At 66.3% G+C, this 20,028-nt stretch carries 11 protein-coding genes; 8 read left to right on the forward strand and 3 right to left on the reverse strand.

Annotated elements, in window-relative coordinates; genetic code table 11:
• Window positions 1-8: 8 nt before the first annotated feature.
• Window positions 9-812 (forward strand): carbon-nitrogen hydrolase family protein, encoded by an 804-nt coding sequence (locus ACI1V7_RS10810; protein ID WP_404531765.1) that lies wholly within the window; start codon window positions 9-11, stop codon window positions 810-812.
• 115 nt (window positions 813-927) lie between these two features.
• Complete coding sequence (tldD, locus tag ACI1V7_RS10815) at window positions 928-2,388, forward strand: metalloprotease TldD (protein WP_404531766.1); 1,461 nt, start codon at window positions 928-930, stop codon at window positions 2,386-2,388.
• A 161-nt stretch (window positions 2,389-2,549) separates the two neighbouring features.
• Here tldD and ACI1V7_RS10820 read toward each other — a convergent pair whose 3' ends face one another.
• Window positions 2,550-5,438 carry a TonB-dependent receptor gene (locus tag ACI1V7_RS10820; RefSeq protein WP_404531767.1) on the reverse strand — a complete coding sequence of 963 codons (2,889 nt, stop codon included), beginning with the start codon at window positions 5,436-5,438 and terminating at the stop codon, window positions 2,550-2,552.
• 446 nt (window positions 5,439-5,884) lie between these two features.
• Here ACI1V7_RS10820 and aroG point away from each other — a divergent pair, with 446 nt between their 5' ends.
• On the forward strand, window positions 5,885-6,943 hold the full coding sequence (gene aroG / locus ACI1V7_RS10825) for a 3-deoxy-7-phosphoheptulonate synthase AroG (RefSeq protein ID WP_404531768.1): 1,059 nt from the start codon (window positions 5,885-5,887) through the stop codon (window positions 6,941-6,943).
• A gap of 98 nt (window positions 6,944-7,041) precedes the next feature.
• Window positions 7,042-8,343: an aspartyl/asparaginyl beta-hydroxylase domain-containing protein gene (locus tag ACI1V7_RS10830; RefSeq protein ID WP_404531769.1), complete on the forward strand. Its 1,302-nt coding sequence runs from the start codon at window positions 7,042-7,044 to the stop codon at window positions 8,341-8,343.
• Window positions 8,344-8,463: 120 nt separating this feature from the next.
• On the opposite strand, the gene ACI1V7_RS10835 is transcribed toward ACI1V7_RS10830, so the two are convergent.
• Both ACI1V7_RS10835 and ACI1V7_RS10840 read right to left on the reverse strand, forming a co-directional pair.
• Entirely contained in the window at window positions 8,464-11,301 is a 2,838-nt protein-coding gene (locus ACI1V7_RS10835) for a TonB-dependent receptor (RefSeq protein ID WP_404531770.1), read from the reverse strand.
• 430 nt (window positions 11,302-11,731) lie between these two features.
• Complete coding sequence (locus ACI1V7_RS10840) at window positions 11,732-14,503, reverse strand: TonB-dependent receptor (RefSeq protein WP_404531771.1); 2,772 nt, start codon at window positions 14,501-14,503, stop codon at window positions 11,732-11,734.
• Window positions 14,504-14,838: 335 nt separating this feature from the next.
• Between ACI1V7_RS10840 and ACI1V7_RS10845 the strand changes: the two genes are divergently transcribed.
• From ACI1V7_RS10845 to ACI1V7_RS10860, 4 genes are all read left to right on the forward strand, one after another.
• Window positions 14,839-15,777 (forward strand): ABC transporter permease, encoded by a 939-nt coding sequence (locus ACI1V7_RS10845; RefSeq protein ID WP_404531772.1) that lies wholly within the window; start codon window positions 14,839-14,841, stop codon window positions 15,775-15,777.
• Window positions 15,774-16,793 (forward strand): ABC transporter permease, encoded by a 1,020-nt coding sequence (locus tag ACI1V7_RS10850; protein WP_404531773.1) that lies wholly within the window; start codon window positions 15,774-15,776, stop codon window positions 16,791-16,793. Before ACI1V7_RS10845 ends, ACI1V7_RS10850 begins: the two co-directional genes overlap by 4 nt.
• A gap of 3 nt (window positions 16,794-16,796) precedes the next feature.
• A complete protein-coding gene (locus ACI1V7_RS10855) occupies window positions 16,797-18,476 on the forward strand; it encodes an ABC transporter ATP-binding protein (protein WP_404531774.1) in 1,680 nt (559 codons plus the stop codon).
• A gap of 243 nt (window positions 18,477-18,719) precedes the next feature.
• Window positions 18,720-19,955: a Gfo/Idh/MocA family protein gene (locus ACI1V7_RS10860; RefSeq protein WP_404531775.1), complete on the forward strand. Its 1,236-nt coding sequence runs from the start codon at window positions 18,720-18,722 to the stop codon at window positions 19,953-19,955.
• The last annotated feature ends 73 nt before the right edge of the window (window positions 19,956-20,028 follow it).

The following is a 20,028-nucleotide window of genomic DNA, read 5'->3' on the forward strand; positions in this document are numbered from 1 at the left end:
AGCCCTCCATGAGCAAGACCACCGTTGCCGCCGTCCAGATGGTGTCGTCGCCGGACGTCCAGGACAATATCGCCACCGCGGGCCGCCTGCTGGCCCAGGCCGCGGCGCAGGGCGCACGCCTCGTCACGCTGCCCGAATACTGGCCCATCATGGGCATGGCGGACACCGACAAGGTGGCGCGCGCGGAACGGCCGGGCAGCGGCCCGATCCAGGATTTCCTCGCCGGGCAGGCGCGCGAACTAGGCATCTGGCTGATCGGCGGCACGCTGCCGCTGGTGTCCGCCGATGCCGGCAAGGTGCTCAACACCACCCTCGTCTACGATCCGGAAGGCCGCAGCGTCGGCCGCTACGACAAGATCCACCTGTTCGGCTTCAACAAGGGTACCGAATCCTACGACGAGGCGCGCACCATCGTGCCCGGCGCCACGGTCGGCAGCTTCGAGGCGCCGTTCGGCCGGGTCGGGATGTCGATCTGCTACGACCTGCGCTTCCCGGAACTGTTCCGCGCCATGGGCGACTGCACGCTGATCGTCGTCCCCGCCGCCTTCACCTACACGACGGGCCTGGCGCACTGGGAAGTGCTGCTGCGCGCCCGCGCCATCGAGAACCAGTGCTACGTGCTGGCCTCGGCCCAGGGCGGCACGCACCCCAACGGGCGCCGCACCTTCGGCCACAGCATGCTGATCGACCCCTGGGGCGAGGTCAAGGCCGTGTTGCCGGAAGGCGAAGGCGTGGTCGCCGGCGAGATCGATCCGGACTACCTGGCCAAGGTACGCGAGAGCTTGCCGGCCTTGAAACACCGGACGATGTAGCCGCGGGCGTCGCGCCGGGGCCGCGTCCGGTCGTCGACACGGGACGCCGGCCCCTCCGGTGGGAATGGAACGGATATGGCACAATGCCCTATCCTTACCAGAAAGACCCGACGCAATGACGCCATTCGAACCCAATCTCTCCTCCCTCGCCGTCGCGCGCGATGTCCTGCTGACGCCGTTCGGACTCGACGAAGGCAAGCTGATCACGACGCTGGGGACGATGTTCACGCACAAGGTCGACTATGCCGACCTGTATTTCCAGTTCACCAAGAGCGAAGGCTGGAGCCTGGAAGAAGGCATCGTCAAGAGCGGCAGCTTCTCGATCGACCAGGGCGTCGGCGTGCGCGCCGTGTCCGGCGACAAGACCGCCTTCGCCTATTCCGACGACATCTCGCAGGCCGCGCTGCTGGACGCTGCCGCCGCCACCCGCACCATCGCGCGCGCCGGCAGCGGCCGCGTCAAGGTGGCCAATGCCGTGCAGCCGAGCGGCGGCCGTTCCCTGTACCTGCCGCACGACCCCTTGAGCTCGCTCGACGCCACCGCCAAGGTGCGCTTGCTCGAACGCATCGAGAAGATCGCCCGCGCGAAAGACCCGCGCGTCGTGCAGGTGATGGCCAGCCTGGCCGGCGAATACGACGTGGTGCTGGTCGTGCGCAGCGACGGCGTGCTGGCGGCCGACATCCGTCCGCTGGTGCGCGTGTCCGTCACCGTCATCGCCGAGCAGAACGGCCGGCGCGAGATGGGCTCCTCGGGCGGCGGCGGCCGCTACGACTACGGCTACTTCAGCGAGCAGCTGCTCGACAAGTATGCGGGCGAAGCCGTGCAGGCGGCCCTCGTCAACCTGGAGGCGCGTCCGGCCCCGGCCGGTCCGATGACCATCGTGCTCGGCCCGGGCTGGCCCGGCGTGCTGCTGCACGAAGCCGTCGGCCACGGCCTGGAAGGCGACTTCAACCGCAAGGGCTCGTCCGCGTACGCGGGCATGATCGGCCAGCGCGTCGCCGCCAAGGGCGTCACCGTCGTCGACGACGGCACGCTGCAGGACCGCCGCGGCTCGCTGAACATGGACGACGAGGGCAACCCGACCCAGTGCACGACGCTCATCGAGGACGGTATCCTGAAGGGCTATATCCAGGACACGATGAACGCGCGCCTGATGAAGATGCCGGTGACGGGCAATGCCCGCCGCGAATCCTTCGCCCACTTGCCGATGCCGCGCATGACGAACACCTACATGCTGGCCGGCGACAAGGATCCGGCCGAGATCCTGGCCTCGGTCAAGAACGGCTTGTACGCCGTCAATTTTGGCGGCGGCCAGGTCGACATCACCAACGGCAAGTTCGTGTTCTCGGCCAGCGAAGCCTATATGATCGAGGACGGCAAGGTGACCTATCCGGTGAAGGGCGCCACGCTGATCGGCAACGGCCCGGACACCATGAACCGCATCTCGATGATCGGCAACGACATGGCGCTGGACTCCGGCGTCGGCGTGTGCGGCAAGGAAGGCCAGAGCGTGCCGGTGGGCGTGGGCCAGCCGACGCTGCGCATCGATGGCGTGACGGTGGGCGGTACGGCCTGATCGTTTGAACTGAAACGCTCACATCAACCGTCGCCCCTGCGCAGGCAGGGGGCCAATGTTGCATGCATCATCGCTACGCATGCGGCAATTGGACCCCTGCCTCCGCAGGGGCGACGTTGTTTTATGGTTGCGCTTACGCGAGCGCGGATATCCGTTCGGTATTAAAACGTATAACGCGCCCCCAGCGTGTACAGGCGCCCGCGCGCCCCTTCGTAGTCGAGCGGGTTGTACGACGTGGCGCCGTAGGTCAGCGGGTCGAGCGGCGCCACCTTGTCGAACAGGTTCTGGACGGAGCCGAAGATTTCCCATTGCGGCAGCGGTTTCCAGCGGGCCACCAGGTCCCAGCTCGTGAACGAGGCCAGTTCGCAGTCGTCGGGCGCGTCGGCACCGTTGGCGAAATGGCTCGCGCATTCCGTGTCGCCGTCGAACAGGCGGTTGTCGATCTTGCCGCGGAAGTTCGCGTTCAGTGACACGCGCCAGTCCCCGCGGTCCCAGCCCACGCGGAAGTTGGCGCGGTCGTCGGGCGTGCCGGCGCAGTTGCTGATGTCGCAATTGCCGTGCGTGCCGGCGAAGTCGCGTTCGGTGCCGTCCGCTTCCCTGCGGGTCCATTCGAACAGGTGGGTGTACTTCACGTCGAAGGACAGGTTGCCCCAGTCCGCCGGCAGGCGGTGGTTGTAGCGCGCATCGATGTCGAGGCCGCGCACCTGGGTCTCGGCCGAATTGACGTAGCGCGTCAGCACGGCCGTGATCGGACCGGGGTCGCCCGGGACGCCGCTGACGTTGCTCGGATCGCGCGCCACCGAGCCGGCGGCGATGGCGGCATCGATCTGTTCCTGGTTGATCTCGTTCTTGCGCTTGATCTTCCAGTAGTCGATCGAGATGCTGGTGCGCGGCAGCGGATCCCAGATGATGCCGGCCGTGTAGCTGCGCGAACGTTCCGGCGACAGGTTCGGATTGGGCGAGGTGATGACGGCCACCGACACCGGGTCGCAGGTGCCGGGTACGCCCAGCGCGCAGCGCAGCGGGTCGTCCGAGGTGGAGTAGGCGGCCAGGCCGCCGACGCCGTTCTCCGGCGGGCTGGGCGCGCGGAAGCCGCGCGCGAACGTGCCGCGCAGGGCAAATTCACGCACCGGGGTCCACTTCAGGCCAGCCTTGGGCGTGTATGAGTGGCCGACGTCGCTGATGTGGTCGTAGCGGATCGCCGCCGACGCCTCGAGCTGGTAGGGCAGGGGCAGCAGGCCTTCGGCATAGACCGCATACGCATGGTTGCTGCCTTCGTAGGCCGAATAGCCGAGGCCGATGATATTGCCCAGCTCGGTGCCCGTGGTCGGCCGCAGCTCGCTGCGCTGGTAGCGCCATTCGGCGCCGAGCGCCAGGCCGATGTCGTCGGCCGGCAGGAAGTTCTTGAACGAGCGCGACCCCTTGACGTCCCACTGGGCCAGCTTGGTGCGGGCCGCGTTGTTGATCTCCGGCGACAGCGCCGCGTACAGCTCGGGCGAGTTCAGTCCCGCATTCTCGCCGATGCGCCAGAACGTGCCCGGCGGCAGGGCCGCGTAGGCCGGGTTGGTCGATGCGGCGGCCACGTTGGCGGGACTCGGGTCGAGCAGGGCGAACGCGACGTTGCGCTGCAGGTAGCCGTTCTGGGTGTTGTTGGTGTGGTTGTGCGAGAACAGCAAGGCCGAATCCCAGTCCCAGCCGAAGTTGGTGCCCTTGACGCCGCCCACCCAGCGCACGAATTCCGACGTGATGAGGGATTCGCGCGGACCGACGTCGGCCGCCAGGTAGCGCAGCGTGGCCGGGGTGCCGGCATACGGATTGTCCGGGTGCGCCTCGCCCAGCCGCACGACGCTGTTGTTGACGGGGCCGCCCGGGTAGCCCACCGAGCCGCTCACTCCCGACGGCGTGGTCGAGGAATTGGCGCGGCTGGTGTAGAAATTGAATTCGCTGTAGGCCTGGATCGCCGGCGTCGCTTGCCAGGTGCCGCGCGCGAAGAAGCTGATGTTCTCCTGTTTCGGTATGGCCTGGTTGTAGCGCTGGCTGGCGTCGATCAGGCAGCCGCCGCCCGGGTCGCCCTGCGGGTAGGAGCTGAAGAAGGCGGGGCAGGCCGCGCCCGGGTAGGTGCGCGTGAAGCCCGTGCCGGGGCCCAGGTTGCCGCGGTTGAAGAAGTCGCCCGTCGATCCCACCGGCCGCACGTTGCCGTTGATGGCGCTGCCGGCCCCGCCGCTGCCCGGCACGATGGCGCCGGTGCCGCCCAGGCCTTCGGCGGCGGAAAAACCCCAGGGGCGCAGGTCGACGCGGCCGATCCAGTCGCGGTCGGAACGGTCGCGGTACCAGATCTCGCCCTGGCGCTTGTATTCGATGCTGAACAGGCCGTTGTAGCGGTCCTTGTCGAGGCTGCCGAAGCCCTTGGTGAACGACACATTGGTCTGGTGGCCGTCGCCGTCTTCCGTGACGCCCTGCTGGACGCGCACCGTGTTGCCCGAGAATTCGCGGCGCAGGATCACGTTGACCACGCCGGCGATCGCATCCGAGCCGTAGATCGCCGAGGCGCCGTCCTTGAGCACCTCGATGCGGTCGACGGCATCGGTGGGGATGATGTTCAGGTCGGCGAACTGTTTCTGGCCGTCGTCGGCCAGCCCGTAGGGGGCGATGCGGCGGCCGTTGAGCAGCACCAGCGTCGAGTTGGCGCCCAGGCCGCGCAGCGAGACGCCGGAAGCGCCCGCCGCGAAACCGTTGCCGAACGTGGTCGGCACCGCGCCGGCGTTATTGACGGCCAGGTCCTGCAGCAGTTCGGCGACCGTGTTCTTGCCCGAGCGCTCGATGTCGGCGCGGTTGACGGTGATGACGGACGAAGCCGTTTCGGCTTCGGAACGGCGGATGTTCGAGCCGGTGATCTCGACGCGCTGGATCGGCCGCGCGCCGGCGGTCTGCGCGGCTTCCTGTGCCGGCGCCGGCAGCGCCAGGATGGCCATGCCGACGGCGCCGCCGCCGGCGAACAGGCGGCGGATCGTGGGCGCGATGGATGTTTCGTGCAGCGAAAATGCAGTCATGTCCGGACTCCATAGGGATTAGGGAACCCTGCCGGCGCAATGCCAGACGGCCGGGGCTTGTCCCGACTCTTGCACCCGCCGCGCATACGGGACTGACATCTCTCAAGCGTATGGAGCAAGCATGAAAACCCTGTCTGCTTCACGCAACCGATCGTCAGTACAGGCAAAGAAGGGCGACAGTTGACAGCCAAATAAACGCTTGCCAATGCCGATGACTCCTTGTTATAGTCGTTCGCACACTTTTGGACCGACCATGCACCACGCCGCTTTCTTTACCTTTTATTTTTGGTTTAGCCATTCCAGCCCGACGGCGGTGGAGTAGCGGCAGGTTCACGCAACAACAGAACGAAGTCCGACACGAATTCCAGAAAAACCGCCAGCGATGGCGGTTTTTTCGTTTGGGCCCCCGATTCATCAAGCAGCCAACCAGCGAACGGAGAACAGCAATGCCCCGCACCGACGATTTACGCATCCGCGAAATGAAGGAACTGACCCCGCCCTCGCACCTGATCCGCGAGTTCCCGGTCACCCCGGCGGCGGAACAGACCGCGTCGCAGGCACGCGTGGCGCTGCACCGCATCCTGCACGCCCAGGACGACCGCCTGCTGGTGGTGATCGGCCCGTGCTCGATCCACGATCCGAAGGCCGCGATGGACTACGCGCGCCGCCTGGCCGAGCAGCGCACGCGCTTCGCCGGCGATCTCGAGATCGTCATGCGCGTGTACTTCGAGAAGCCGCGCACCACCGTGGGCTGGAAGGGCCTGATCAACGACCCGTACATGGACAACAGCTTCCGCATCAACGACGGCCTGCGCATGGCGCGCGAGCTGCTGCGCGACATCAACGAGCTGGGCCTGCCGGCCGGCACCGAATTCCTGGACGTGATCAGCCCGCAGTACATCGCCGATTTGATCAGCTGGGGCGCGATCGGTGCCCGCACCACGGAGTCGCAGGTGCACCGCGAGCTGGCGTCCGGCCTGTCCTGCCCCGTCGGTTTCAAGAACGGCACGGACGGCAACATCAAGATCGCCGCCGATGCCATCAAGGCCGCCTCGCAGCCGCACCACTTCCTGTCGGTGACCAAGGGCGGCCACTCGGCCATCGTGTCGACCGCGGGGAACGAGGATTGCCACATCATCCTGCGCGGCGGCAAGACGCCGAACTACGACGCCGCCAGCGTCGAGGAAGCCTGCAAGCAGCTGGCCGCCAACGGCCTGGCCGCGCGCCTGATGATCGACGCCTCGCACGCCAACAGCAGCAAGAACCCGGCCAACCAGGTGCCCGTGTGCGCCGACATCGGCCGCCAGCTGGCCGAAGGCGACGACCGCATCGTCGGCGTGATGGTCGAGTCGCACCTGGTGGGCGGGCGCCAGGACCTGGTGCCGGACCGCGAGCTTGTCTACGGCCAGTCCGTCACCGACGGCTGCATCGACTGGGAGACCAGCATCGGCGTGCTGGACAACCTGGCCGCGTCCGTGCGCCAGCGCCGCCTGCGCCGCGACTGAGCGTCTGACGGGGGCGGCGAAAAACAAAGTATCGTCGGCTTGCCTTCCGGCAGCATCGTCGGCCAGAATCGTATGTACATGTACATACAGGGGTGGCGATGGAAGAACGAATCGATGATGCAATCGGCGCCTTGGAGCGCGATGCCCGCAACGCGCTGCAGCGTGGCGATCCGGGCCACGCGGGGCGCCTGTGGGAAGCCGTCCTGGCGCGTATGCCGGACCACCCCGGCGCGCTGCTGGCGCTGGCCCGGCTGCGCCAGCATGGCGGCGCCTTCGGCGAGGCGCGCGCCTTGCTCGAACGCCTGGTGGCGCAGGGCGGCGGCGACAAGCAACCGTGGATCCAGCTGGCCCTGGTCTGCAACGCCCAGCGCGACGAAGCGCGCGAGGAGGAGGCGATCCGGCGCGCGCTGGCCATCGATCCGACCGACCTGCTGGCCCTGATCCTGCGCGCCGCGCTGTACACGCGCCAGGGCAAGAAGCATGCGGCGGCGCGCGCCCACGGCGCGGTGGCCGCGGTGGCGCCCCCCCTCGAGCGCCTGGCGCCGCAGCTGCGTCCGGCCCTGCAGGAAGCGCTGGCCTACCGCGAGGCCTACGACCGCGACTTCGGCCGCTTCCTCGACGACTGGATGGCGCCGCTGCTGCGCGCGCTGGACGGCGAAGGCACGGGACGCTTCGCCGCGTCGCTCGACATCATGCTGGGCCGCAAGCGCCGCTACGAACCGCAGCCGGCGCTGTTCCACTTCCAGGGCCTGGCGCCCGTGACCTTCTTCGAGCGGCGCGACTTTCCCTGGCTCGACGCGGTCGAGGCCGGCGTCGATGCCGTGCGCGCCGAATGCCTGGCCGTACTGGCCGACGGTCCGGAACGCGCGCCCGGTTTCGTGCCCTACATGCAGTACGACGAGGACCAGCCCCTGCGCCAGTGGGCCGAGCTGAACCGTTCTCCGCGCTGGAGTGCGTTCCACCTGATCGAGGGCGGCGCCGTCCATGCCGCTAACGCGGCGCGCTGCCCGCACACGATGCGCCTGCTGGCCGGCGCCCCCCAGCCGGACCAGCCGGGCCGCACGCCCGTCGCGATGTTTTCCGTGCTGACGCCGAGGACGCGCATCCCGCCCCATTGCGGCGTCAGCAACGCGCGCCTCGTCGTGCACCTGCCGCTGGTGGTGCCGCCCGGTTGCGGCTTCCGGGTCGGCAACGACGTGCGTGCCTGGGAGGAGGGCAGGGCCTGGGTGTTCGACGACACCATCGAACACGAAGCGTGGAACGACAGCGACCGTCTGCGCGCCATCCTGATGTTCGACATCTGGCACCCGCAGCTGACGGGGCCGGAACGGGCACTGGTGACGGCGATGCAGGCGGGGATGAATGCGTTTTCGCAGGAAGAGGGCAGCTACGGGGGCTGATGCCCCGTGCGGGATGTCGACTTGGGTTCCTGCCTGCGCAGGGACGACCCCGAAAAAGAAACCGCCGCCGGCATCGCTGCCGGCGGCGGTTTTTTCATGCTGCCGAAGAACCGGGACCGCTTAGAAACGGTAGGTCAGGTTGGCGTACACGAAGCGGCCGTACGAGTCGTACACCTGCGGGTAGGTGTTGCCGTTGCCCGAGGTGCCGGTCACCGAGCTCGACGAAGCCACCGGCGGATCCTTGTCGAACAGGTTGTTCACGCCCAGGCTCAGCGCCAGGTTGCGGTTGAAGCGGTACACGCCCGACAGGTCCAGGTAGTTGCGGCGCGACAGGTAGGCGTCGCGTTGGGTGTCCAGCTCGCCTGCCAGCTGTTCGTTACCGTCCAGCATGTCATTCTTGACCTTGTCGTAGTAGCGCCAGGTGGCCGAGATGTCGAAGTTGAACGGCGTCGACCAGGTCAGGCGGGCCTTGTGGCGCCATTTCGGGGTCGGGGTGCCGCAGGTGGCGCCATACAGGCCCACGCAATCGTAGTCGCCGTTGCCCGGCAGGTTCTCGACCGTGTAGGTACGCAGGTAGGTACCGTTCATGGTGAAGTCCAGGTTGCCGTAGTTCTGCGGCAGGCGCATGCGGTAGCTGGCGCCCACGTCCATGCCCGAGGTGCCCTGCGAGCCGATGTTGGTGGTGCCGGCTTCGACGTAGCCGCCCGGGGTCAGCCACAGCGAGCCGAGCTGGTCGCGGTGGATCAGGCCGCAGTACAGCGGGTTACCCGTGGTCAAGCACTGGGTGAACACGCTCTGGGCGTTGACCGACTGGATGGCGTCTTCGATCTTCAGCTTGAAAGCGTCCAAGGTAATGGTCAGGTTCTTGATCGGCTCGATCACGACGCCCAGCGTATAGGTGTCGGCGGTTTCCGGCTTGACGTTGGGGTTGCCGCCGGTACGGCCGTTGTACTGGTTGGTCGAGTTCTCCGTCACCTGGCCGTACAGCCCTGCCGGCAGGCCCGTGTTCACGCATTGCGCCAGCGTGGCTTTCGGGTTCTCGCCTTCGCACGGGTCGTCGTTCGGACCGGCGAGCACGACGGCTTGGCCCGTGTACAGTTCATAGATGTTCGGCGCGCGGACGGCGCGCTGGGCCGAACCGCGGAAGCGCAGCTCGCTGATCGGCTCCCAGTCCAGGCCCACGCCCCAGGTATTGGTCTTGGCGTCGGTGCTGTACTTGGAGTGGCGGTAGGACGCGTTCAGGTCCAGGCGCTTGGCGAACGGCAGGTCTTCCAGCAGGGGGACGCGCACTTCGCCGAAGGCTTCCTTGACGTTGTACGAACCGGCCACGGCGGGCGATGCGCCGCCGGCGCCGGACAGGTCGCCGGTCTGGTTTTCGTAGTCGGGCTCGTACGACAGCTTCTCGACGCGCTGCTCGTAGCCGAACGACACGCCCACGCCGCTGCCGGCGGTCGGCAGCTTCAGGCCGTAGCGGGTGAGGTCGGTGCCGAAGTTCATGCCGAACACGCTCTGCTGGGTGTAGCCGCCGGTCGAGCCGGTGGCGTTCAGGTAGTCGAGCGCGGCCTGGGTGATGCCGCCCTGCTTGTACAGGTTGTAGGGGACGCAGGCCGGGTCGGTGCCGTTCAGGGCCGAGCGGCACACGGCGTTGCCGTTGGCGTCGGGAACGACGTCCAGCGCGCGGCTGATCAGGCGGCTCGAGAAGTAGCCGGTCGACTTGTCGTTGTGGTTGACGCGGGCGAACTGGCCGAACACGTCGTAGCTCCAGTCGGCGACCATGCCCTTCACGCCCAGCACTTCGCGGAACGACATGTCGGTGATGCTGTTGTTGCGCGGGCCGCCTTCGGTATTGCGCTTGCCCACGGAAACGGTGGTGGTCTGGCCCGGTGCGGTCAGGCCCAGCGCCTGGCGCCAGGCCGCGTTCAGCAGCGGGTTTTCGTAGGCGATCGTGGCCTGCTCACCGTAGAAGATGCCGCCCGGCGCGATCTGGGCGTCGGTGTTGTAGTGGTGGAAGTTGAACTCGCTGTACAGGCGCGCGTTCGGGTGCAGGTCGTAGTGCAGCGTGGAGTTGATGTTGTACTCGTCCGACGGGCGCTGGAAGAAGTTCAGCGGGCCGAAGTTGTAGGCATCGGTGGCGGTCACGTAGCGGCGCGGATTGCCGTTCGCGTCCGGCGTGAACGCGCCCACGCGGGCGATCGAGGTGCCCGAGCCCGAGCAGGCGAAGCCGGGGTCGGAAGCGCCCAGCGAGCAGGCGGAAAAGTCGCGCTGGGCCTGGGTCAGCGCATCGGCGTGGCGGTGCGAGACGAAGAAGGTGGCGTTGCCCTTGTTGTCGGCGAAGTTGGCGCCGGCCAGGAGGCTGAAGTCGTACTTCTTGCCGTCGAAGTTGCGGTTGTCCGGCAGCGGGAAGCCTTTCGCGCGCACCACCGACTGCACCTCGTCGTTGTGCTGGCGGTGGTTGGCGCCGGAGATGTTGGCTTCCAGTTCGACGCCGCTGAAGTCGTCCTTCAGGATGAAGTTGACGACGCCCGCGACCGCGCCGGAGCCGTACACGGCGCCGGCGCCGCCGGTCAGCACGTCGACGCGGCGGATCAGTTGGGACGGAATCTGGTTCAGGTCGGCTGCCGTGTTGAGCACGCTACCGGCCGGCATGCGCTTGCCGTTGATCAGCACCAGCGTACGCTGCGAGCCCATGCCGCGCAGGTCGACGGTGGCGGTGCCGGAGGCGCCGTTCGAGATCGCGGCGCCCTGCGAGGCGAACACCTGGGGCAGGTTGTTCAGCAGGTCTTCGACATTGCGCATGCCGTCGATCTTGATGTCCTTCGAGCTCAGCGTGGTGATCGGGCTGGAGCCTTCGGTATTGAGGGAAGGAATGCGCGAGCCGGTGACTTCCACGCGCTGCAGCGAGGCGGGCGCCTCGGCGCCGGTTTCCTGGGCGACCGCGACGGTCGCGCCGAGTGCCATGCCGCCGGCAAACATCAAACGTACTGAACGAGATAAAACTTTTTCCGCCATCATTTTCTTGAGTCCCTTCTGAACTCTGTGCCGGCTGACACTCCCCTGCCGGACAACAGCTAGTCGTTTATCGATCTTGTCCCCCCTGCACCAGCGGAGGCTTTTATTTGCTACATATCAATAAAAACATTGCAGAAAAACAAAGTCAACGTATTAACACGTATGTATGCATAAATACGACATTTTTGAATGTAATTTTTATTTATATGGATATAATCGAATTTAATTTGAATATAAGGAATTCTGTTCAAATAAAGTAATGATCGATTTGGTGCGTCAATACGGACTATATGTATCGCCAGAGTGCAGGCTTGCACCAATAAAAAACGGGACGGTGATTGCTCACCGTCCCGTGATCAAACGACTACGTTTTCAGCGCTCAGAACTGGTAGCGCGCGCCCACCTTGAAGTAGCGGCCGATGGCGCCGCTGGCATCCATCGGGTTGTAGCTCAGGCCGCCGTAGGTCAGCGGATCGAGCGGCGCGACCTTGTCGAACAGGTTCTGGATCGAGCCGTAGATCTGCCAGTTGGCGGTCAGCTTGTAGCGGGCCGACAGGTCGACGGTCATGAACGAGGCCAGCTTGCAGCCGTACGGCGCCGGGGAGCCGTCGGCGAACTGCGAGGCGCACTTGTCGCCGGCGAAGCGCACGTTGTCCATGCTGTCGCGCCAGTTGGCGATCGCGCTCATGCTCAGCTTGTCGTAGTCCCAGTTGGCGTTCACGCTGATCTTGTTCTTCGGCGTGCCGGCGCAGTTCGACGTGTCGCAGTTGCCGTGGGTGCCGGCGTACTGGAACGCGGTGCCGTTCTTCTCGACGCGCATCCAGGTGGCGACGTGGGTCCAGGTCAGGCCGACCACGGCGCGGCCGTAGCTGCCCAGCGCGATGCGCTGCTTGAGGTCGAGGTCGATGCCCTTGACTTCCGTGTAGCTGGAGTTCTGGTACGGCGCGTTCGACAGCAGCAGGGTGCCCGTGTTCGGACGCACGACGCCGTTCACGACCAGGTTGTTGTCCTGGCGGATGGCGGTCGGCAGCGCGGCGGCTTCGACGTAGGACAGCGGGTTGATCTCGTTGCTGCGCTTGATCTTCCAGCCATCCAGCGAGAAGCTGGTGTTCGGCAGCGGATCCCACACCATGCCCAGCGTGTAGCCCTTCGACTCTTCCGGCTGCAGGTTCGGGTTGCCGACCTTGACGGCGCCGATGGTGATCGAGCAGTCGGCCTGGGTGGCGCCGCCGGCGGCCGGCGTGCCGCCCGGGCAGCGGATCGGATCGCGCACCGACGAGTTGCCGGTCGACTGGCTCTGGGCGCCCGATTCGGCCGGACCCGGGGCACGGAAGCCTTCCGAGTAGGTGCCGCGCAGCGCGAAGGTCTTGACCGGGGTCCACTTGGCGCCCAGCTTCGGCGTGGTCGAGTTGAAGTTCTTGTACTTGTCGTAGCGGACGGCGCCGGTCAGCTCGACCGTCTGCAGGACCGGCGCCGCGACTTCGACGAACACGGCCTTGACGTCGTCGGTGCCCTTGGCGGCCACGTAGGACGAGTTGATGGTGCCGTCTTCGGAACCCGACAGCGACGGATTGTCCAGCTTCAGGCGGCGGTATTCGGCGCCCACGGCCAGGCCCATGTTACCGCCCGGCAGGGCGAACAGCTCGCGCGAAGCCTTGAAGTCGACCACGTCCAGCTCGGTGGTCGAGTGCGACTTGGCGTTCACGACCATGGCCGAGTACAGCGAGGCCGGGTTCTTGCCCGCCTGGGTGCCGATGTAGTACGGGAAGTACTGGCTGGCCGGGTTGCCCAGGGCCTGCTGCAGCACCTTCATGTTGATCATGTTGCTGTAGTTCAGGTCCAGCGCCGATTCCGAGTGGGTGTAGCCGGTGTCGAAGTCCCAGCCGAAGCGCTGGCCCTTCAGGCCGACGACGAAGCGGCTGAATTCGTTGTCGGCCGAGCGGGTGCTCGCGCCCACGTCGAACATCGAGTAGCGCACGCGGGTGGCGACGCCATACGGGTTCTGCGGATGGTTGGCGGCCATCAGGATGGTGTTGCCGTACAGGATCACGCCGGACGGGTTGGCGGCGTTCGGCGGGAAGGCGACGGTCGAGCTGGTCGACGGCGGCACCAGGGTGAATTCGGTGTCGCGCTTGGAGTAGCCGGCTTCGCCGTACAACTGCAGGTCGCCGTCGAGGTTCTTGGTGAAGCGGGTGTACAAATTGATGCCGCCGATCTTCGGCTGCATCGAGCGGAACTGGTCGGCGTACCACAGGCAGCCGCCGGCCGGGTCCTGGGCCGTCACCGGCGAGAACTGCGAGCAGCCGGCCAGGCCGACGTAGTTGCCCGTCTTCGGATCGCGAATCGCGCCGGCCGGGCTCGGGCTGGCGGCGCCCGGGGTGATGTAGCCGGAGGCGAACTGGCCGTTGGCGGCATAGCCCCACGGACGGATGTCGCCGTGGCCGATCCAGTCGCGGTCCGAGCGGTCCTTGTTCATCAGCTCGTGGTTGCCGTACACCTCGGCGTTGACCATCCAGTTGTAGCCGTCCTCGTCCAGGCGGCCCTTGCCCCAGGTGATGGCGGCCTTGCCCTGTTCGGCGTCGCGGTAGCGCGATTCGCCGGCTTCGATCTTGAAGACCAGGCCCGTGAAGTCCTTGCGCAGGATGATGTTGACGACGCCGGCGATGGCATCGGCGCCGTAGGTCGAGGAAGCGCCATCCTTCAGCACCTCGATGCGCTCGACGGCTTCCATCGGCACGGTGGACAGGTCGGTGAAGCTCTTCTGGCCGTCGTCGGCACGGGCGAAGGGCGCCATGCGGCGGCCGTTCAGCAGCACCAGGGTCGAGGTGGCACCCAGGCCGCGCAGCGAGATCGCGGTGGAACCGGCGGCGAAGCCGTTGCCGAAGCCGGTCGGCAGCGAACCGGCGCCGTCGGCGGTCAGGGTCTGCAGGTATTCGGCGACCGTGGCCTTGCCGGACTTGGCGATGTCTTCGCGGCTGATCACCTGGATCGGCGACGCCGTCTCGGCGGTGGCGCGCTTGATGCTGGAACCCGTCACTTCGACGCGCTGGATCGAACCCTGGACCGTGTCCTGGGCCAGTGCGGGGGCGCCAAAGGCAACGTACGCCAGGGCCAGGGACACTGCTTGTGCTACTGCTTTCTTCTGGTGCATTACGACTCCATCGATGGATTTCTGTTCTTCCTGGTGCGAAAACACATTCCGGGTGGTGCAGGATTCAAGCATGCATATGCTGGAACCGAAGAATGTAAAACCGTACCTCTCTCTTCATTTACATAAAAGAAAAATTTTCCTTTTATTAAGCACATCAGATCATCTGTGCATGATGTAAGTCAATACAAGCCGGAACCCTATTGCGTAGTTACAACACATCGGTATCGACTGCGGTTATGGCCAGCCGACATTTTTTCCCGGCGCAGAGCGGCCAAACTCGTCTATAGTTCGGCATTCGCCGCGCATGCGCGTGCTTGAACGATCCGGGAATTTCGATGGTTGCTTATATCCTGCGGCGCCTGTGGCAGATGCTGCCGACCATGGCGGGTGTCGTCGTGCTGGTGTTCGTGCTGTTCAACTGGGTGGGCGGCGATCCGTCCTACCTGTTGGCGGGCAAGATGGCCGATGCCCGCGCCATCGCCAGCATCCGCGCCCAGCTCGGGCTGGACGAACCCTGGTACGTCCAGCTGGGCATCTTCGTGAAGCAGATCCTTACCTTCGACTTCGGCAACGCCTGGGCCACGGGCGAGCCGGTGTCGCACATCATCGCCAGCCGCCTGGGCCCGTCGCTGACGGTCCTCGTGCCCCTGACGATCCTGGAGACGGCGATCGGCATCGCGCTGGCGCTGGCCATCGCCTTCGTGCGCGGCTCGCTGACCGACCGCCTCGTGATGGTCGCGTGCACGGTCGGGATGTCGATCTCGATCCTCGTCTACATCATCGTGTTCCAGTACGGGCTGGCCTACAAGCTGGGCCTGTTCCCCGTGCAGGGCTGGGGCGAGCACTTCCTGGAGAACCTGCTGCGCTACGCGACCCTGCCCATCCTGATCGGCCTGGTTGTGTCGCTGGCGCCCACGCTGCGCCTGTTCCGCAGCTTCGTGCTGGACGAGGTGAACCAGGACTACGTGCGCACGGCGCGCGCCAAGGGCCTGCCGGAGCGGCGCATCGTCTGGGTGCACGTGCTGCGCAATGCGGCGATTCCCATCATCACCTACGTGATGTCGAACCTGCCGGCCCTCCTGATCGGCGCCTTCCTGCTGGAGCGCTTCTTCGGCATTCCCGGCATCGGGCGCGAAGTGATCCTGGCCGTCGAGCGCAGCGACTTCCCCGTCATCAAGGCGATCACCGTCTATGTCGCCGCCGCCACGATGGTGTTCAACCTGCTGGCCGACCTGCTGTACCAGGCCGTCGATCCGCGCGTGCAGCTGTCATGAACGCGCTCCACCATGCTCCCGTTTCTCCCGGCCTGTGGGCGCTGGCCTGGCGCCGCCTGCGTGCCGACCGCGTCGCCATGGCCTCGCTGGCCGTCGTCTGCCTGTTCCTGCTGTCCGTGCTGCTGGCGGCCGCCGGCCTGGTCGCCGCCGACTGGGAAGACGAGGTGGCGGTGAACTATGCGCCGCCGACCTTCGTCGGCCCCGACCCGGCGCTCGCGGCGCTGGCGCGGCCGGCCCCGCCGGCGCCGCCGAACGCCTTCGATCCGCTGGCCGCCGACATCGCCGCGCTGAAGGCAGGGCTGGCCGCGCACGGCGCCGCGGCGCCCGCCGCGAAGGCGGCCACGCTGCCGTTCGGCGCCGACAAATGGGGGCACGACATCGTCAAGAAGACCATCAAGGGCGGCCAGACCTCGATCGTCGTGGGCCTCGTCGCCGCCTTCGTCGCGGTGGCGCTGGGCACGCTGTTCGGGGCCCTGTCCGGCTTCTACGGCGGCCGCGTCGACGATGTCTTCAACTGGTTCTACAGCGTGTTCACGGCGATCCCCTCGATCCTGATGATCCTGGCGGTGGCGGCCGTGCTGCAGACGAAGGGCGTCATGACCATCGTGCTGATCCTGGGCCTGACCGGCTGGACGGGCCCGTACCGCCTGATCCGCGCCGAGTACATGAAGCACAAGGCGCGCGAATACGTGATGGCCGCCGATGCCATCGGCGCATCGAGCTGGCGCAAGATGTTCGGCCACATCTTCCCCAACGTCTCGCACGTGGCGCTGGTGCAGGTGTCGATCCTCGTGGTCGGCTTCATCAAGGCCGAGGTGATCCTGTCCTTCCTCGGCTTCGGCGTGCCGGTCGGGACCGTATCCTGGGGCAGCATGCTGAACGAGGCGCAGAACGAACTCATCCTCGGCAAATGGTGGCAGCTGGCGGCGGCCGCCAGCGCGATGGCCGTGCTGGTGACGGCCTTCTCCCTGTTCGCCGACGCGCTGCGCGATGCGCTCGATCCGAAAGTGAAGTGAGCCATGGCTGAACAATTGCTTGAAGTGCGCAACCTGCGCGTGTCCTTCCGGACGGACAAGAAGAACACCGTCGACGCCGTCAAGGGCATCTCGTTCGACCTGCCGGCCGAGGGCACCGTGGCGCTGGTGGGCGAATCGGGGAGCGGCAAGTCGGTCAGCTCGCTGGCCGTGATGGGCCTGCTGCCGCCCGACACCACGATCATCCACGCAGGCTCATCGATCCGCTTCGAGGGCCGCGAACTGCTCGACCAGAGCGTCGCCGCGCGCAGGCGCCTGTGCGGCAAGGACATCGCGATGATCTTCCAGGAACCGATGTCGTCGCTGAATCCCGTGTTCACCGTGGGCTTCCAGATCGGCGAGGTGCTGCGCCTGCACATGGGCATGGACCGGCGCGCGGCGCGCGCGCGCACGCTGGAACTGCTGGACGAGGTCGGCATTCCCGATCCCGCCACCAAGATCGATGCCTATCCGAGCCAGATGTCGGGCGGCCAGCAGCAGCGCGTGATGATCGCGATGGCGATCGCCTGCGAACCGAAGCTGCTGATCGCCGACGAGCCGACCACGGCGCTCGACGTGACGATCCAGAAGCAGATCATGGAGCTGATCGCGCGCCTGCAGCAGCGGCGCCGCATGGCCGTGCTGTTCATCACGCACGACCTCGGCCTCGTGGGCGAGATCGCGGACAGGGTAATCGTCATGCGCCACGGCGAGGTCAGGGAGGAGGGGGAGGCCGCCCAGGTGCTGGGCAGCCCCGAGGACGCCTATACGCGCGCGCTGCTGCATTGCCGGCCGAAGCTGGACGAGCGGCCGCTGCGCCTGCCCGTCATCGACGACGTGCTGGCGGGGCGGGTGCAGGAAGGCATCGCGCTGCCGCAGCGCACGCGCGGCTATGCGCCTGGCGACGACAATGTGCTCGTCGTAAAGAATCTGGCGAAAAGTTTTTACCTGCGCGAGGGACTGTTCGGCAAGCGCGCCTTCCACGCCGTGAAGGACGTGTCGTTCACGCTGCCGCGCGGCAAGACGCTGGGTGTCGTCGGCGAATCCGGCTCCGGCAAGACGACGGTCGGCCTGACCCTGCTGCGCCTGCACCGCGCGAGCGGCGGCAGCGTGCTGTTCGAGGGGCGCGATCTGGCGAAGATGTCGGACCGCGAGTTCCAGCCCTACAAGCGGCGCATCCAGATCATCTTCCAGAACCCGTATGCCTCGCTGAACCCGCGCTTCACCGTCGGCCAGATCCTGCTCGAGCCGATGCGCATCCACCGCATCGGCGCGAACGATGCCGAGCGCGTGGAGCACGCGCGCTACCTGCTGCAACGCGTCGGCCTGCCGGCCCAGGCCTTCGACCGCTACCCGCACGAATTCTCCGGCGGCCAGCGCCAGCGCATCGCCATCGCGCGCTGCCTGACGATGAAGCCGGAGATCCTCGTGTGCGACGAGTCGGTGTCGGCGCTGGACGTGTCCGTACAGGCCCAGGTGCTGAACCTGCTGCAGGACCTGCAGGACGAGTACGGGATGAGCTACCTCTTCATCTCGCACGACCTGTCCGTCGTCAAGTACATCTCGGACCGCGTGATGGTGATGCACCACGGCAGCGTGGTCGAAATGGCCGACTCCGACGAGCTCTACCGCAGCCCCCAGCACCCCTACACCCGCCAACTGCTGGCCGCCATCCCCGGCGCCTGAAATTCGGGGTCAGAGCACATTTTTCGCCAAATTCGGGGTCAGAGCACATTTTGCTTTGTACCGAATGCCGGCTATTCGAGTGCATCTGGCGACTTGATGCGGCAATGCCGGCCTGCGGGAAATGTGCTCTGACCCCGAATTTTTAAATGGATGTGCTCTGACCCCGAATGTTGCGAAGGCAAGCTGGCGCTGGCGTTCAACATCGCGTGGGAAGATGCATTTTTCTTATCCACCGAGGATCACATGACGCACAGCCAGCCGCAGCGCAGGGAGTTCCTGCGCTATATGGGAACGCTGGCGGCCCTGTCCGCGCCCGCGATGCAGGCCGCCGCCAACGAGAAGGACAAGATCGAATTTCCGCCGATCGAGGCCAAGAGCGAGAAACCGGAAAAGACCGAGCCGCCCGGCGATCCGTGGAACGAGCGGGTCGGCGTGGCCATCGTCGGCGTGGGGCGGATCAGCGTCAACGAGATGCTGCCTGCGTTTGCCCAGAGCAAGCATGCGAAGCCCGTCGCGCTGGTCAGCGGCGACCGCGCCAAGGCGCTGAAGGTCGCGCACCAGTACAACATCCCCGAGAGTGCCGTGCTCGACTACAAGGACTACGACAAGCTGGCCAATATGCCGGAGGTGCAGGCCGTGTACATCGCACTGCCCAACAGCATGCACGCGGAGTACACGGTGCGTGCTGCCCGTGCCGGCAAGCATGTGCTGTGCGAAAAGCCGATGGCCAATAGCGTGGCCGAGTGCCAGCAGATGATCGAGGCTTGCCGCAAGGCGAAGAAGAAGCTGATGATCGCCTACCGCAGCCAGTACGAGGAAAACGACCGCACGCTGGTCAAGATGATCCGCAACAAGGAACTGGGCCAGCTGAAGGAGTTCATTTCCGTGAACTCCCAGCACATGGCCGACCCGCAGCACTGGCGCCTGAAGCGCGCGCTGGCCGGCGGCGGGGCCTTGCCGGACGTGGGCCTGTACTGCATCAATGCGGCGCGCTTCCTCAGCGGCGAGGAACCGGTCGAGGTCATCGGCAACACGTATTCGACGCCGGGCGATCCGCGCTTCAAGGAAGTCGAGGAATCCTGCCAGTTCGTGCTGCGCTTTCCCAGCGGCTTCATCGCCAGCTGCACGACGGGCTATGCCTCGCACAAGTCGCAGATGTTCCGATTGAACGGCACGACGGCCTGGGCCGAGCTCAATCCCGCCTATGCCTACGAGGGGATCAGGCTGAAGGTGTCGCACCAGGTCGACGGCAAGGAACACGCGAGCGAGATCCAGGCCGAGAACAAGAACCAGTTCGCGGCCGAGCTCGACCATTTCGCCCGCTGCATCCAGCAGGACCAGGATGTCCATACGCCGGGCGAGGAAGGCTTGCAGGACCAGCGCATCATGGAGGCGATCTACACGTCGGCACGCACGCACCGCCCCGTCAAGCTGGCGGCGCCGGGGCGCACGCGGGGGCCGGAACCGCAGGACGCGTGACGCACCAGGGGCGCGACTGTTGCGCAAAGAGCGCACGAGGGCACGCAAGAGGGCAAGGCCCGGCCAAATGCCG

This window comes from Massilia paldalensis (assembly GCF_044901715.1).
GTDB classification, from domain to species: domain Bacteria; phylum Pseudomonadota; class Gammaproteobacteria; order Burkholderiales; family Burkholderiaceae_D; genus Telluria; species Telluria paldalensis.

Coding starts and splice junctions, on each gene's coding strand:
- tldD (WP_404531766.1), top strand. CDS start 928: ATGACGCCATTCGAACCCAATCTCTCCTCCCTCGCCGTCGCGCGCGAT.
- ACI1V7_RS10830 (WP_404531769.1), top strand. CDS start 7,042: ATGGAAGAACGAATCGATGATGCAATCGGCGCCTTGGAGCGCGATGCC.
- ACI1V7_RS10810 (WP_404531765.1), top strand. CDS start 9: ATGAGCAAGACCACCGTTGCCGCCGTCCAGATGGTGTCGTCGCCGGAC.
- aroG (WP_404531768.1), top strand. CDS start 5,885: ATGCCCCGCACCGACGATTTACGCATCCGCGAAATGAAGGAACTGACC.
- ACI1V7_RS10860 (WP_404531775.1), top strand. CDS start 18,720: ATGACGCACAGCCAGCCGCAGCGCAGGGAGTTCCTGCGCTATATGGGA.
- ACI1V7_RS10840 (WP_404531771.1), bottom strand. CDS start 14,503: ATGCACCAGAAGAAAGCAGTAGCACAAGCAGTGTCCCTGGCCCTGGCG.
- ACI1V7_RS10850 (WP_404531773.1), top strand. CDS start 15,774: ATGAACGCGCTCCACCATGCTCCCGTTTCTCCCGGCCTGTGGGCGCTG.
- ACI1V7_RS10845 (WP_404531772.1), top strand. CDS start 14,839: ATGGTTGCTTATATCCTGCGGCGCCTGTGGCAGATGCTGCCGACCATG.
- ACI1V7_RS10835 (WP_404531770.1), bottom strand. CDS start 11,301: ATGGCACTCGGCGCGACCGTCGCGGTCGCCCAGGAAACCGGCGCCGAG.
- ACI1V7_RS10820 (WP_404531767.1), bottom strand. CDS start 5,438: ATGACTGCATTTTCGCTGCACGAAACATCCATCGCGCCCACGATCCGC.
- ACI1V7_RS10855 (WP_404531774.1), top strand. CDS start 16,797: ATGGCTGAACAATTGCTTGAAGTGCGCAACCTGCGCGTGTCCTTCCGG.